Source organism: Burkholderia sp. HI2761, assembly GCF_002223355.1.
Lineage (GTDB): Bacteria > Pseudomonadota > Gammaproteobacteria > Burkholderiales > Burkholderiaceae > Burkholderia.
Map to the genome: position 1 here is coordinate 1,672,363 of NZ_NKFN01000004.1, position 13,729 is coordinate 1,686,091.

The window sequence follows — 13,729 nt, forward strand, 5'->3', positions numbered from 1 at the left end:
GCCGCGCGAACGCGATCCGGTTTCGTCAAACGTCAATTCTGGGCAAAACCCGCGGCGGTTTCCATGTCCACCGCAACGATCCGCGACACGCCCTGCTCCTGCATCGTCACGCCGATCAGCTGCTGCGCCATTTCCATCGCGATCTTGTTGTGCGAGATGAACAGGAACTGCGTCTTGTCGGACATCGCGCGCACGAGATTCGCGAAACGCTCGGTGTTCGCGTCGTCCAGCGGCGCGTCGACCTCGTCGAGCAGACAGAACGGCGCCGGGTTCAGCTGGAACATCGCAAACACCAGCGCGGTCGCGGTCAGCGCCTTCTCGCCGCCCGACAGCAGGTGAATCGTCGCGTTCTTCTTGCCGGGCGGCTGCGCCATCACCTGCACGCCGGCATCGAGAATCTCGTCGCCCGTCATGATCAGCTTCGCCTGGCCGCCGCCGAACAGGCGCGGGAACAGGTCGCTGAAATGACGGTTGACCTCGTCGAAGGTGCCCTGCAGCAGCGTGCGGGTTTCCTGGTCGATCTTGTGGATGGCGTCCTCGAGCGTCGTGATCGCGTCGATCAGGTCGGCCGATTGCGCGTCGAGGAACACCTTGCGCTCGCTCGCGGCCTTCAGTTCGTCGAGCGCGGCCATGTTGACCGGGCCGAGCGCATTGATCGCGTTGTTCAGGCGCGTGACTTCGCCCTGCAGGTACGACGGCTTCAGATCCGGCGTGAGCTTCTCGCTCAGCGCGGCCTCGTCGACCTCGGCCGTCGCGAGCTGCTCGGCGAACTGCTCGACGGCCAGGCGCGCGGCCTGCTCCTTCAGTTGCAGCTCGGTGATGCGGTCGCGCAGCGGCTGCAGCGAACGCTCGGCGACGAGTCGCTGCTCGTCCGACGCGCGCAGCTTCGCGGTCAGGTCGTCGAGCTCGATGCGCGCGGCCTGCAGCGCCTCTTCCTTCACCGCGCGAATCTCGAGCGCGTCCTGCAGGCCGGTGTGCGCGGTCTGCTCGTTGATCGTCTCGAGTTCGGCCCGCGCGTCTTCCAGCGACGCGGCGACGCGCTCGCTCTGCTCGTGCGCCACCTGGATCGTGCGCTTGAGTTCGTCGATCCGCGTCACCGCGTTGCGTGCGGCGAAGCGCGCGTCGTTCGCGCCGCGCTCGAGATCGCGCGCTTCCTGACGCGCCTGCGTCAGCGATTCGTCGAGCGACTCGAAGGCGAGCTGGTTGTCCTCGAAGCGCGCCTGCAGTTCCGCGAGCTCGCCGTCGAAGCGCTCGAAATTCGCTTCCGACTCGGCGCGCAGCGCACGCTGCTCTTCGATCTGCGCGCCGATTTCCTCGAGTTCCTCGCGGATCTGCGTGCTGCGCTGCGTATAGCGTTCGTGTGCCTGCGCGAGCTTCAGCACGTCCATCTGCAGCGCATGCACGCGCTGCGTCGCACGTTCGGCCTGCGCGCGCACGTCGCCGAGCGCCTGCGTGGCCTGCGTGTGCGCGGCTTCGGCACGCACGGCGGCCGTGCGCGCCTCGTCGGCGAGCAGCGCCTGCGCACGCACCTGCCGCGCGAGGTTTTCGATTTCCTGCTGGCGGGCCAGCATCCCGGCCTGCTCCGAATCGGCGGCGTACAGCTGCACGCCGACGCGCGTGACGATATGGCCGGCCTTGACGACGAACGCGCCGCCTGCCGGCAGTTGCGCGCGCGTCGCGAGCGCCTGCGCGACGTCGTCGGCGACGTAGACGTTCCCGAGCCAGTCGTTCAGCACCGCGCGGATGCCCGCGTCGTCGATGCGCACGAGCGACAGCACCGGCCGCAGCCCGGCCACCGCGGCGGGCGGCTCGCCGGCCGCGGGCGGCGCATAGAACGCGAGCTTCGCGGGCGGCGCATCGGTCGCGAATGCCTTCACCCAGTCGAGATTCGATACCTCGAGCGCGGCGAGACGCTCGCGCAGCACGGCCTCGAGCGCCGCTTCCCAGCCGGCCTCGACATGCAGCTTCTTCCACAGACGCGGCAGCGCGCCGAGCTCGTGCTTGTCGAGCCACGGCTGCACCTTGCCTTCGGTCTGCACGTTTTCCTGCAGCTGCTTCAGCGCGGCGAGGCGCGCCTCCAGCTGGTGGATCTGCGCGGCTTCGGCCTGCACGCGCTCCTGCGCGGCGCGGCGTTCGCCGTCGAGACGCGGCACCGTTTCCTGTGCGTCGGCAAGGCGCGCCTGCGCTTCCGCGAGGATCTCTTCCTGCTCGGCCAGCTGCATGCGCAACTCTTCGAGCTGCGTTTCGTCCGGCGCATCGAGCCCGCCCGCCTCGCTCTTCAGGCGCTCGTGGCGCTGCTGAAGCTGCTGGAGCTGCTGGTCGGCGTTGCGCTGGTGCGCGGCTTCGAGCTTCAGCGACTGCTCGGTCTGCGCGATCCGCGCGCGCTCGTCGTTGAGCTGCGCCTGTGCGTCGCGCCACTTCGCTTCGAGCGCCGGCAGCGCATCGTGCTTCGCGGCCGCGTTGTCCTCGGCGAGCGCGGCCTTCTCGTCGGCCATCGCGCGCGCCTCTTCGGCTTCCTCGAGCTCGTCCTGCGACTTCTCGGCCTGCGCGCGCCACTGCTCGCGCTGCGCGTTCAGCGCGGCGATCTGCGCCTGCACGCGATTGCGCGATTCGACGATGAACTTGATCTCGGCTTCGAGACGGCTCACCTCGGCGTTCGCCTCGTAGAGCGCGCCCTGCGCGCCCTGCATCGCGTCGCTGGCCGAGTAGTGCGCGACGCGCAGCGTCTCGAGCTGCGCCTCGACTTCGCGCAGCTTCGCCGTCTGCGCCTCGAGGTCGATCTGCGCCTGTTCGATCGCACGCTGCTGCTTCTGCTGCTCGCCGGCGGCCTCGTTCTTGCGCAGCAGCCACAGCAGGCGCTGCTTCTCCTCGCCGTCGGCGACGAGTTCCTTGTACTTGGTCGCGACCACGGCCTGCGACTCGAGCTTCTCGAGATTCGCGCCGAGTTCGCGCACGATGTCCTCGACGCGCGTCAGGTTCTCGCGCGTGTCGTGCAGGCGGTTCTCGGTCTCGCGGCGGCGTTCCTTGTACTTCGACACGCCGGCGGCTTCCTCGAGGAACACGCGCAGCTCTTCCGGCTTCGCCTCGATGATCCGCGCGATCATGCCCTGCCCGATGATCGCGTACGCACGCGGCCCGAGGCCCGTGCCGAGGAAGATGTCCTGGATGTCGCGGCGGCGCGCCGGCAGGTTGTTGATGTAGTAGCTCGACGTGCCGTCGCGCGTCAGCACGCGCTTGACGGCGATTTCGCCGTACTGGCCCCACTGCCCGGCCGCGCGGCCGTCGGAGTTGTCGAAGATCAGTTCGACGCTGGCCCGGCTGCCGGGCTTGCGGGCGGTCGAACCGTTGAAGATCACGTCCTGCATCGATTCGCCGCGCAACTCGGACGCGCGCGACTCGCCGAGCACCCAGCGCACGGCATCGATGATGTTGGACTTGCCGCATCCGTTCGGGCCGACCACGCCGACAAGCTGGCCCGGAACCTGGAAATGCGTGGGATCGACGAAGGATTTGAAGCCAGCGAGTTTGATCGAGCTCAGACGCACGGCGGTATCGGATGTGAAGAAGGTGTGAAACGGACGGGGCCGCACGGCGCGGGGCCGGAGAGCCCCTGCGCGCCACGCGCCCCGGAATTCAAAAACGGGGCCGCGCGCATCCAGCGTTGGGCCCCGCAAACGGCTTCCATCATACCATCGCGCGTGCGCCGTCCCGACCGTCGCCGGGTTTGTCCGGTGCCGGCGCGGCACGATGGACCCGGCTCGACAGCAGCGTCGCGAGTACGATGCACGCGCCGCCCGCCCACTCGCGCGCGCTCGGCAGCTCGTTCGCGAACACCCACGCCGACAGCGCGGTGATCACGATCTCGAACAGCATGATGATCGACGCGCGGTTCGCCGGCACGCGCGCGAGGCCGTACTGGACGAGTAGGTTGTTCGACGCCATCGTCACGCCGATCGCCGCGATGATCAGCGCGGCCACGCCCAGCTGAGGGCTCGCCGGCGCGGCCGGCAGCCCTTCGAACAGCGACGCGATCGCGCCGAACACGGCCGCGCCGCCGAACAGCGTCGCGGTGCGCATTTCGGCGCGCATGTCGGGCAGCTCGCGGCTCGCCTTGATCACCAGCACGTTGCTCATCGCGAAGCTCAGCCCGGCCGCGAGGCCCGCCCATTCGGCCGGGTTGGCCGGCAGCGGCAAGCCGAGCGTCGGCGACCACAGCATCAGCATCGCGCCGCCGATCGACAGCGCAGCGAGCCCCGCGCCGGCCCAGGTCAGCCGTTCGCGCAGCAGGAAGTGCGCGTAGATCGCGGTCCAGGCCGGCGTCAGGTAGAACAGCAGCATCACGCGCAGCACCTCGCCGTGGATCGTGCCCCATACGAACCCGAGGTTCGTCACGCCGGCCGTCACCGCGATGCCCGGCAGCACCCAGTGCCAGCGCAGCGTCGCGATCGTGCGGTGCCGCGCGACGATCACGAACAGGAACGCGACGAGGCTCGTCAGCGCGCTCGCGAGCGTGCCCGTCACGCCGAGCGACGCGAGGATCCGCAGCGGATACCAGATCAGGCCCCACACCGACGCGCCGATCAGGATGGCCAGCGTCGGCAGGCTGCCGCGTACCGCGTTGTTCATTTGGTTCGATACCCTTTATTCGACCGGCCCGGCCGCCGCTCCGGCAGGCCGTGACCGCATTCCGTCACGCTATAATCGTCCGCTGCGACCCGCGCGCCCGACGCGCCCGTTCGCAGCCGCGCGGCGCGCCCGCCGCTTCTTTCGCTCCAACCGGCCGCGATGGCCGCTTCGCCCGTGAACCCTCGACTCGACTCGCTCCAGCCCTATCCCTTCGAAAAGCTGCGCGCCCTGTTCAAGGACGTGACGCCTTCCGGCGACCTCAAACCGATCAGCTTCGGCATCGGCGAGCCCAAACATGCGACGCCGGCGCTGATCCGCGAGGCCGTGGTAGCCGCGCTCGACGGCCTCGCGTCGTACCCGGCCACGGCCGGCTCGGACGCGCTGCGCACGTCGATCGCGCACTGGATCGAGCGCCGCTACGGGCTGCCGGCGATCGATCCGGCCACCCAGGTGCTGCCGGTGTCGGGCTCGCGCGAGGCGCTGTTCTCGCTCGCGCAGACCGTGATCGATGCACGGCCGTCCGCGCAGGGCGAGAAGGCGATCGTACTCTGTCCGAATCCTTTCTATCAAATTTACGAAGGCGCGGCGCTCCTGGCCGGTGCCGAACCCTATTTCGCGAACAGCGACCCGGCGCGCAACTTCGCGTGCGACTACGCGGCCGTGCCCGATGACGTGTGGGCGCGCACGCAGCTGCTGTACGTATGCTCGCCCGGCAACCCGACGGGCGCCGTGCTGACGCTCGACGACTGGCGCGAGCTGTTCGCGCTGTCGGACCGCCACGGTTTCGTGATCGCGTCCGACGAGTGCTATTCGGAAATCTATTTCGACGAAGCGGCGCCGCCGCTCGGCGGCCTCGAGGCCGCGCATCGCCTCGGCCGCGGCTTCGAGCGGCTCGTGATGCTGTCGAGCCTGTCGAAGCGCTCGAACGTGCCGGGCATGCGCTCGGGCTTCGTCGCCGGCGACGCCGCGCTGCTGAAGAAATTCCTGCTGTACCGCACGTACCACGGCGCCGCGCTGTCGCCGGTCTGGCAGCACGCGAGCATCGCCGCGTGGAACGACGAGGCGCACGTGCGCGAGAATCGCGCGCTGTACCTCCAGAAGTTCAATACGGTCACGCCGATGCTCGCCGACGTGATCGACGTGAAGCTGCCCGACGCCGCGTTCTACCTGTGGGCCAACGTGTCGCGCACCGGCCTGTCGGACACCGAGTTCGCCCGCCGCCTGTACGCCGACTATAATGTGACGGTTCTGCCCGGCTCGTACCTCGCGCGCGATGCGCACGGCACGAACCCGGGCCGCGATTTCATCCGGATCGCGCTCGTCGCGGGCACCCCCGAATGCGTCGAGGGCGCGCAACGCATCGTCGATTTCTGCCGCTCTCTCGCGCGGTAATCGTCCATCCCGATCAATTCCATCCATCTCCTGCGAAAACGAACATGTCGCAACAACTTCAGCAAATCATCGATACCGCCTGGGAAAACCGCGCCGAGCTGTCGCCGAAGGCCGCGCCCGCCGACGTCCGCGAAGCCGTCGCTCACGCGATCGAGCAGCTCGACAAAGGCGCACTGCGCGTCGCCGAGAAAATCGACGGCAACTGGACCGTGCACCAGTGGCTGAAGAAGGCCGTGCTGCTGTCGTTCCGCCTGGAGGACAACGCGCCGATGCCGGCCGGCGGCTACTCGCAGTTCTACGACAAGGTGCCGTCGAAGTTCGCGAACTACACGGCCGAAGATTTCGCCGCGGGCGGCTTCCGCGTCGTCCCGCCGGCCATCGCGCGCCGCGGCTCGTTCATCGCGAAGAACGTCGTGCTGATGCCGTCGTACACCAACATCGGCGCGTACGTCGACGAAGGCACGATGGTCGACACGTGGGCGACGGTCGGTTCGTGCGCGCAGATCGGCAAGAACGTGCACCTGTCGGGCGGCGTCGGTATCGGCGGCGTGCTCGAGCCGCTGCAGGCGAACCCGGTCATCATCGAGGACAACTGCTTCATCGGCGCGCGCTCGGAAGTCGTCGAAGGCGTGATCGTCGAGGAGAACTCGGTGATCTCGATGGGCGTGTACCTCGGCCAGAGCACGAAGATCTACGACCGCGAGACGGGCGAAGTCAGCTACGGCCGCATCCCGGCCGGCTCGGTCGTCGTCGCCGGCAACCTGCCGTCGAAGGACGGCTCGCACAGCCTGTACTGCGCGGTGATCGTGAAGAAGGTCGACGCGAAGACGCGTGCGAAGGTCGGCCTGAACGAACTGCTGCGAGGCGACTGATGGCGAAGCCGCACACCGTGGTCGTCTACGGCATTCCGAACTGCGACACCGTGAAGAAGGCCCGTGTGTGGCTCGACGATCACGGCGTCGAATTCGAGTTCCACGATTTCAAGAAGCTCGGCGTCAGCGCGCCGCTGATCGAAGACTGGCTGAAGGACGTGTCGCTCGACGCGCTCGTGAACAAGCGCGGCACCACGTGGCGCGGCCTGGACGACGCGATGAAGGCGGCCGCCGAAACCAAGACCGGCGCGGTCGCGCTGATGATCCACAAGCCGTCGGTCATCAAGCGCCCCGTGCTCGTCGTCAACGGCCGCGTGAAATCGCTCGGCTTCGTGGCCGATCAATACGCGGCGCTGTTTGCCGCATAGAGCCGCCCCGGCGCCCGCGGGCGCCGCCCGACGCCCTGTCGCTGCCGGCCACCGTGCCGGCATTTTTTATCGAAAGTGGTCCGAACCATGTCCGCCACCCTAGCCCTTACCGAACAACTGATCGCACGCGCGTCCGTGACGCCCGACGACCAGCACTGCCAGCAGATCATGACCGAGCGCCTCGCCGCGCTCGGCTTCGAATGCGAGACCATCGCGTCGCACGGCGTGACCAACCTGTGGGCCGTCAAGCGCGGCGCCGACGGCCGCGAGGGCAAGCTGCTCGCGTTCGCGGGCCACACCGACGTCGTGCCGACCGGCCCGCTCGAACAGTGGACCTCGCCGCCGTTCATCCCCGCCCATCGCGACGGCAAGCTGTACGGCCGCGGCGCGGCCGACATGAAGACGTCGCTCGCGGCGTTCGTCGTCGCGTCCGAGGAATTCGTCGCGGCCCATCCCGGCCACCGCGGCGCGATCGCGTTCCTGATCACGAGCGACGAGGAAGGCCCGGCCACCGACGGCACCGTGAAGGTCGTCGAACTGCTGCAGGAACGCGGCGAGCGGCTCGACTACTGCATCGTCGGCGAGCCGACGTCGAGCGCCGAGCTCGGCGACGTCGTCAAGAACGGCCGCCGCGGATCGATGTCCGGCGAACTCGTCGTCAAGGGCGTGCAAGGCCACATCGCGTATCCGCACCTCGCGAAGAACCCGATCCACCTGCTCGCGCCGGCGCTCGCCGAGCTCGCGGCCGAACAGTGGGACGAAGGCAACGAATACTTCCCGCCGACCACCTGGCAGGTGTCGAACCTGCACGCCGGCACCGGCGCGACCAACGTGATCCCCGGCCACGCCGACCTGCTGTTCAACTTCCGCTTCTCGACCGCGAGCACGGTCGAAGGCCTGCAGGCCCGCGTGCACGCGATCCTCGACAAGCATGGCCTCGAATACACGCTGAAGTGGTCGGTGAGCGGCCTGCCGTTCCTCACGCCGCGCGGCGAACTGTCGGGCGCGCTGGAAAACGCGATCCGCGCCGAGACCGGCATCACGACCGAGCTGTCGACGACGGGCGGCACGTCGGACGGACGCTTCATCGCGCGCATCTGCCCGCAGGTGATCGAGTTCGGCCCGCCGAACGGCAGTATCCACAAGATCGACGAGCACATCGAGGTGCGCTTCGTCGACCCGCTGAAGAACGTGTACCGACGCGTGCTCGAACAACTGATCGCCTGACGGAGCCTCGCATGACGACACCTTTTGCCACAATCCGCGACCTGCTGCGCTATGCGGTCACGCGCTTCTCGAAAGCGAAGCTCGCGTTCGGCCACGGTTCCGACAACGCGTACGACGAAGCGGCCTACCTCGTGCTGCATACGCTCGACCTGCCGCTCGACACGCTCGAGCCGTTCCTCGACGCGCGCCTGCTGCCCGACGAAATCGCGGCCGTGCTCGCGGTGATCGAACGACGCGCGACCGATCGCGTGCCGGCCGCCTACCTCACGCATGAAGCGTGGATGCACGGCCACCGCTTCTACGTCGACGAACGCGTGATCGTGCCGCGCTCGTTCATCGGCGAACTGCTCGACGACGGGCTGCAGCCGTATGTCGCCGATCCCGAGCAGGTCGGCGCGGTGCTCGAACTGTGCACCGGCTCCGGCTGCCTCGCGATCCTCGCGGCGAGCGCGTTCCCGAACGCCGAGATCGACGCGGTCGACCTGTCGGACAAGGCGCTAGAAGTCGCGGAAATCAACGTGCGCGACTACGGCCTCGAAGACCGCATCGGGCTGCACCGCGGCGACCTCTACGCGCCGCTGCCCGCGTTCCGCACCGATCCCGACTCGCGCTACGACGTGATCCTGACGAATCCGCCGTACGTGAACGCCGCGTCGATGGCCGCGCTGCCGCCCGAATACCGGCACGAGCCGGAAATGGCGCTCGCCGGCGGCGACGACGGGATGGACATCGTGCGACGCATCGTCGCCGACGCGCACCGCTGGCTGCATGACGACGGCGTGCTCGTCGTCGAGATCGGCAACGAGCGCGAGCACGTCGAAGCGGCGTTCGGCGGCCTCGAACTCACGTGGCTGCCCACCAGCGCGGGCGACGACGCCGTGTTCCTGATCCAGGCGTCGGACCTGCCGCGCAAGGCCTGAGCGTTTCCGTCTCGCCCGCCGTGCGGCGCACCGTTGCGCCGCACGGTTGGGTAAGATGCGCGTAGGCGGCCGCCCGGCTGCACGACCTCGGGAGTCCCTTCGGGAGTCCTTTACGCGCCCATGACCCTCGACTGGCTACATCTCGGCACCCTGATCCTGACCGTCCACGTGCTCGGAATCGTCGCGGCGTGCCACGCAATCATGAACACGCGCACGTCGCAAGGCGCGATCGCGTGGGCCGTCTCGCTCACGGCCATGCCGTACCTGACGCTCGTTCCGTACCTGTTCCTCGGCCGCAGCAAATTCTCCGGCTACGTCGACGCCCGCCGCCACGAGCTGGAAATGTTGCGCACGCACACACCGCGCTCGCCGTGGCGCACCACCGACGCGACCGACGGGCCGGCCGCCGACGCGCTGGGCCAGGCCGCCGTGCTCGCGCTCACGCGGCTCGGCGGCATGCCGTTCCTCGGCGGCAATTCGGTGCGCACGCTCGTGAACGGCGACGCGACGTTCTCGGCCATCCTGTCGGCGATCGACGCCGCGCGCGACTACGTACTCGTCCAGTTCTTCATCGTGCGCGACGATGCGCTCGGCCGGATGCTGCGCGACGCGCTGCTCGCGCGCGCGGCCGCCGGCGTACGCTGCTGCCTGCTGTATGACAGCATCGGCAGCTTCGACCTGCCGCACGGCTACGTCGACGCATTGCGCCGGGGCGGCGTCGAGGTCCATCCGTTCGCGACCAACCGGAAATTCGTCAACCGCTTCCAGCTGAACTTCCGCAACCATCGCAAGATCGTCGTCGTCGACGGCAATCGCGCGTTCGTCGGCGGCCACAACGTCGGCGTCGAATATCTCGGCGCGAACCCGCGCCTGTCGCCATGGCGCGATACCCACATCGAGATACGCGGCCCCGTGGTGGCGAGCATCCAGTACGTGTTCGCCGAAGACTGGCATTGGGCGACGCAGAAGCTGCCGCCCATCGCGCTGCCGCCGCCCGCGCAACCCGGCGACGGCATGCATTGCCTCGCGGTGCCGATGGGGCCGGCCGACAAGCAGGAAACCGGCTCGCTGTTCTTCGTCGAATCGATCAATGCGGCCCGCGAGCGGGTCTGGATCACCACGCCGTACCTCGTTCCCGACGAAGCCGTGCTCTGCGCGCTGAAGCTCGCCGTGATGCGCGGCGTCGACGTACGCATCCTGATCCCGAGCCGGCGCGACCACTACGTCGTGTTCGAGGCGTCCAAGCTTTACGCGCGCGACCTCATCGATGCGGGCGTGAAGGTGTTCCGCTACCGGCCCGGCTTCCTGCACCAGAAGGTCGTGCTGATCGACCGCGTCGCGGCGGCGATCGGCAGCGCGAATCTCGACAACCGCTCGTTCCGCCTCAATTTCGAGGTGATGGTGCTGACCGTCGACCCGGCGTTCGCCGACGAAGTCGAGACGATGCTCGATGCCGACTTCGCGCAGGCGTACGAGGTCGATGCGGACGAATACCGGCAGTCGCCCGCGTGGCGGCGCATCGCGATGCACGTCGCGCGGCTGTTCGCGCCGATCCTGTAACGGCCCTGACGACCGCCGCGCCCGCGCGATCCGCACCGGCGCGACACACGCCGCGCGGCGCCGTCACAGCAGCTTGTCGATGTCCGCGGCGATTTCCTCAGGCTTGGTGGACGGCGCGTAGCGCTTGACGATGCACCCTTCGCGGTCGATCAGGAATTTCGTGAAATTCCACTTGATCGCCTTGAGGCCGAGAATGCCGGGCGCCTCGTCGGTCAGGTAGCGATACAGCGGATGCGCATGGTCGCCCTTCACGTCGATCTTCGCGAACATCGGGAAGGTGACGCCGTAGTTGCGCTCGCAGAACGCGCCGATCTGCGCGGCGTCGCCCGGCTCCTGCTTGCCGAACTGGTTGCACGGGAAGCCGAGCACGAAGAAGCCGCGCGCCGAGTACTGGTCGTACAGCTTCTGCAGACCCGCGTACTGCGGCGTGAAACCGCACTCGCTCGCGGTATTGACGATCAGCAGCACCTTGCCGCGATACGCATCGAGCGATACCGGCGCACCGGCGAGCGTCTCTGCGCTGAATGAATACAGGGTGGACATCGGGCACTCCTTTACGAAACCGGATCGACGTGGAGTCTAGGCGAAATTGCGCCGTTGCGGCATCCGCCGAACGGCCGATGCCCGGCGCGACCGGCGCGCGGTCTAGAATAGCGGTTTTGGCCAGTCATTTCCGCCGTGATCCGTTTCAATCAGTTCAGCCTTGCGCGCGGCACCAAGCCGCTGTTCGAGTCGACCTCGTTCGTGCTCAATCCCGGCGAGAAAGCCGGCCTGATCGGCGCGAACGGCGCCGGCAAGTCGACGCTGTTTTCCGTCCTGCGCGGCGAGCTGCATTCCGACGGAGGCGATTTCTCGATGCCGCCGTCGTGGCGGATCGCCCACGTGTCGCAGGAAACGCCCGCGGTCGACCGCTCGGCGCTCGACTACACGCTCGACGGCGATGCCGCGCTGCGCGAGATCGAGGCCCGCATCGCCGCCGCGTCGGCCGCGCATGACGGCGCCGCCGAAGCCGACGCGCACGCGGCGTTCGCCGATGCCGACGGCTACACCGCGCCGGCCCGCGCCGAAGCGCTGCTGCTCGGCCTCGGCTTCACGCTCGCGCAAACGCGCGAATCCGTCGCGAGCTTCTCCGGCGGCTGGCGCATGCGGCTGAACCTCGCGCAGGCGCTGATGTGCCGCTCCGACCTGCTGCTGCTCGACGAGCCGACGAACCACCTCGACCTCGATGCGATCGTGTGGCTCGAGGATTGGCTGCACCGCTACCCCGGCACGCTCGTCGTGATCTCGCACGACCGCGAATTCCTCGATTCGATCTGCAACGTCACGCTGCATCTGGAAAACCGCCAGGTGAAGCGCTACGGCGGCAACTACTCGCAGTTCGAAGTGCTGCGCGCGCAGCAACTGGCGCTGCAGCAAAACGCATACGAAAAGCAGCAGAAGACGATCGAGCACCTGCAGAGCTTCGTCGACCGCTTCAAGGCCAAGGCGACCAAGGCCAAGCAGGCGCAAAGCCGGATGAAGGCGCTGGAGAAGATGGAGTTGATCGCGCCCGCGCACATCGCGTCGCCGTTCACGTTCGAATTCCGCACGCCCGATGCCGCACCGAACCCGATGATGGTGATGGAAGACGTCCGTTGCGGCTACCACACCGATGACGGAGCGGACATCCCGATCGTCGAGCGCGTCGCGCTGTCGATCCAGAACGGCCAGCGCATCGGCCTGTTGGGCGCGAACGGCCAGGGCAAGTCGACGCTGATCAAGACGCTGGCCGGCACGCTCGCGCCGCTGTCCGGGCACGTCCGCGACGGCAAGGGCCTGACGATCGGCTATTTCGCGCAGCACCAGCTCGAAACGCTGCGCGAAGACGATTCGCCGCTCGCGCACCTGGCGCGGCTCGCGCCCGATACGCGCGAGCAGGAGTTGCGCGACTTCCTCGGCGGCTTCAATTTCTCGGGCGACATGGCGACCAGTCCGGTCGGGCCGTTCTCGGGCGGCGAAAAAGCGCGCCTCGCACTGGCACTGATCATCTGGCAGAAGCCGAACCTGCTGCTGCTCGACGAACCGACGAACCACCTCGATCTCGAAACGCGCCACGCGCTGACGATGGCGCTCGCGCAGTTCGAGGGCACGCTGATCCTCGTGTCGCACGATCGTCACCTGCTGCGCGCGACGACCGACCAGTTCATGCTGGTCGCGAAGCACCGGCTGCAGCCGTTCGACGGCGATCTCGACGACTACCGCGACTGGCTGCTGCAGCATGCGGCCGAGCAGCGCGCGGCCGCGAAGGCCGACAGCGCGGCAGCCGCGGGCGCCGATGCGGGCGTCAACCGCAAGGATCAGAAACGCCAGGCGGCCGAGGAACGCCAGCGGCTGTCGCAGTTGAAGAAGCCGCTGCAGAACCGCATCACGAAGCTCGAAAGGGAAATGGAAACGCTGCACGCGGAGAAGGCGCGCCTCGACGCGTTCGTCGCCGATCCGGCGAGCTACGAGGCCGCGCGCAAGACGGAACTGACCGACGCGATCCGCAAGCTCGGCGAGGTCAATACCCGGCTCGAGACGGTCGAGGCGGACTGGCTTGCCGTGCAGGAAGAACTCGAGCAGATCGGCTGACCGCGGCCGCCGGGGCCGTCAGCCGATGATCGCGTCAACGGCATCATCGGCGGCGTGTCACGTCGGGGCGTCAACGCCCCACGAACCCGCCCGGCCGCGGAAACGACGAGGCCGAGCACCCAGGCCCGGCCTCATCGTCATTGTTGCGTTCGAC

Annotated in this window: 10 protein-coding genes; 7 read left to right on the top strand and 3 right to left on the bottom strand. The window is 68.2% G+C overall.

Going from position 1 to position 13,729, the window contains the following annotated elements; all coding sequences use genetic code 11:
- Window positions 1–32: 32 nt before the first annotated feature.
- Window positions 33–3,545 (bottom strand): chromosome segregation protein SMC, encoded by a 3,513-nt coding sequence (smc, locus tag CFB46_RS14645; RefSeq protein ID WP_027784778.1) that lies wholly within the window; start codon window positions 3,543–3,545, stop codon window positions 33–35.
- Window positions 3,546–3,684: 139 nt separating this feature from the next.
- Window positions 3,685–4,626, bottom strand: a complete 942-nt coding sequence (locus CFB46_RS14650; protein ID WP_027784779.1) for a DMT family transporter — start codon at window positions 4,624–4,626, stop codon at window positions 3,685–3,687.
- A 159-nt stretch (window positions 4,627–4,785) separates the two neighbouring features.
- Here CFB46_RS14650 and dapC point away from each other — a divergent pair, with 159 nt between their 5' ends.
- The 6 genes from dapC to cls all read left to right on the top strand — a co-directional run bounded on the left by dapC (window position 4,786) and on the right by cls (window position 10,965).
- Window positions 4,786–6,018 (top strand): succinyldiaminopimelate transaminase, encoded by a 1,233-nt coding sequence (gene dapC, locus CFB46_RS14655; RefSeq protein WP_027784780.1) that lies wholly within the window; start codon window positions 4,786–4,788, stop codon window positions 6,016–6,018.
- A 44-nt stretch (window positions 6,019–6,062) separates the two neighbouring features.
- Window positions 6,063–6,890, top strand: coding sequence for a 2,3,4,5-tetrahydropyridine-2,6-dicarboxylate N-succinyltransferase (dapD, locus tag CFB46_RS14660; protein ID WP_006478479.1), 828 nt, complete (start codon window positions 6,063–6,065; stop codon window positions 6,888–6,890).
- A complete protein-coding gene (locus CFB46_RS14665) occupies window positions 6,890–7,258 on the top strand; it encodes an ArsC family reductase (protein WP_006478478.1) in 369 nt (122 codons plus the stop codon). Before dapD ends, CFB46_RS14665 begins: the two co-directional genes overlap by 1 nt.
- Before the next feature lie 87 nt (window positions 7,259–7,345).
- Window positions 7,346–8,485, top strand: a complete 1,140-nt coding sequence (gene dapE, locus CFB46_RS14670) for a succinyl-diaminopimelate desuccinylase (protein WP_027784781.1) — start codon at window positions 7,346–7,348, stop codon at window positions 8,483–8,485.
- An 11-nt stretch (window positions 8,486–8,496) separates the two neighbouring features.
- Window positions 8,497–9,405, top strand: coding sequence for a 50S ribosomal protein L3 N(5)-glutamine methyltransferase (gene prmB / locus CFB46_RS14675; protein ID WP_027784782.1), 909 nt, complete (start codon window positions 8,497–8,499; stop codon window positions 9,403–9,405).
- Between the two features lie 120 nt (window positions 9,406–9,525).
- A complete protein-coding gene (gene cls / locus CFB46_RS14680) occupies window positions 9,526–10,965 on the top strand; it encodes a cardiolipin synthase (RefSeq protein ID WP_027784783.1) in 1,440 nt (479 codons plus the stop codon).
- A gap of 63 nt (window positions 10,966–11,028) precedes the next feature.
- Here the strand turns inward: cls and CFB46_RS14685 are convergent, their stop codons facing one another.
- Window positions 11,029–11,508, bottom strand: a complete 480-nt coding sequence (locus CFB46_RS14685; protein ID WP_027784784.1) for a glutathione peroxidase — start codon at window positions 11,506–11,508, stop codon at window positions 11,029–11,031.
- Between the two features lie 135 nt (window positions 11,509–11,643).
- Here CFB46_RS14685 and CFB46_RS14690 point away from each other — a divergent pair, with 135 nt between their 5' ends.
- The gene (locus CFB46_RS14690) at window positions 11,644–13,575 is read left to right on the top strand and encodes an ATP-binding cassette domain-containing protein (protein ID WP_027784785.1); all 1,932 of its coding nucleotides are present in this window, start codon (window positions 11,644–11,646) and stop codon (window positions 13,573–13,575) included.
- The last annotated feature ends 154 nt before the right edge of the window (window positions 13,576–13,729 follow it).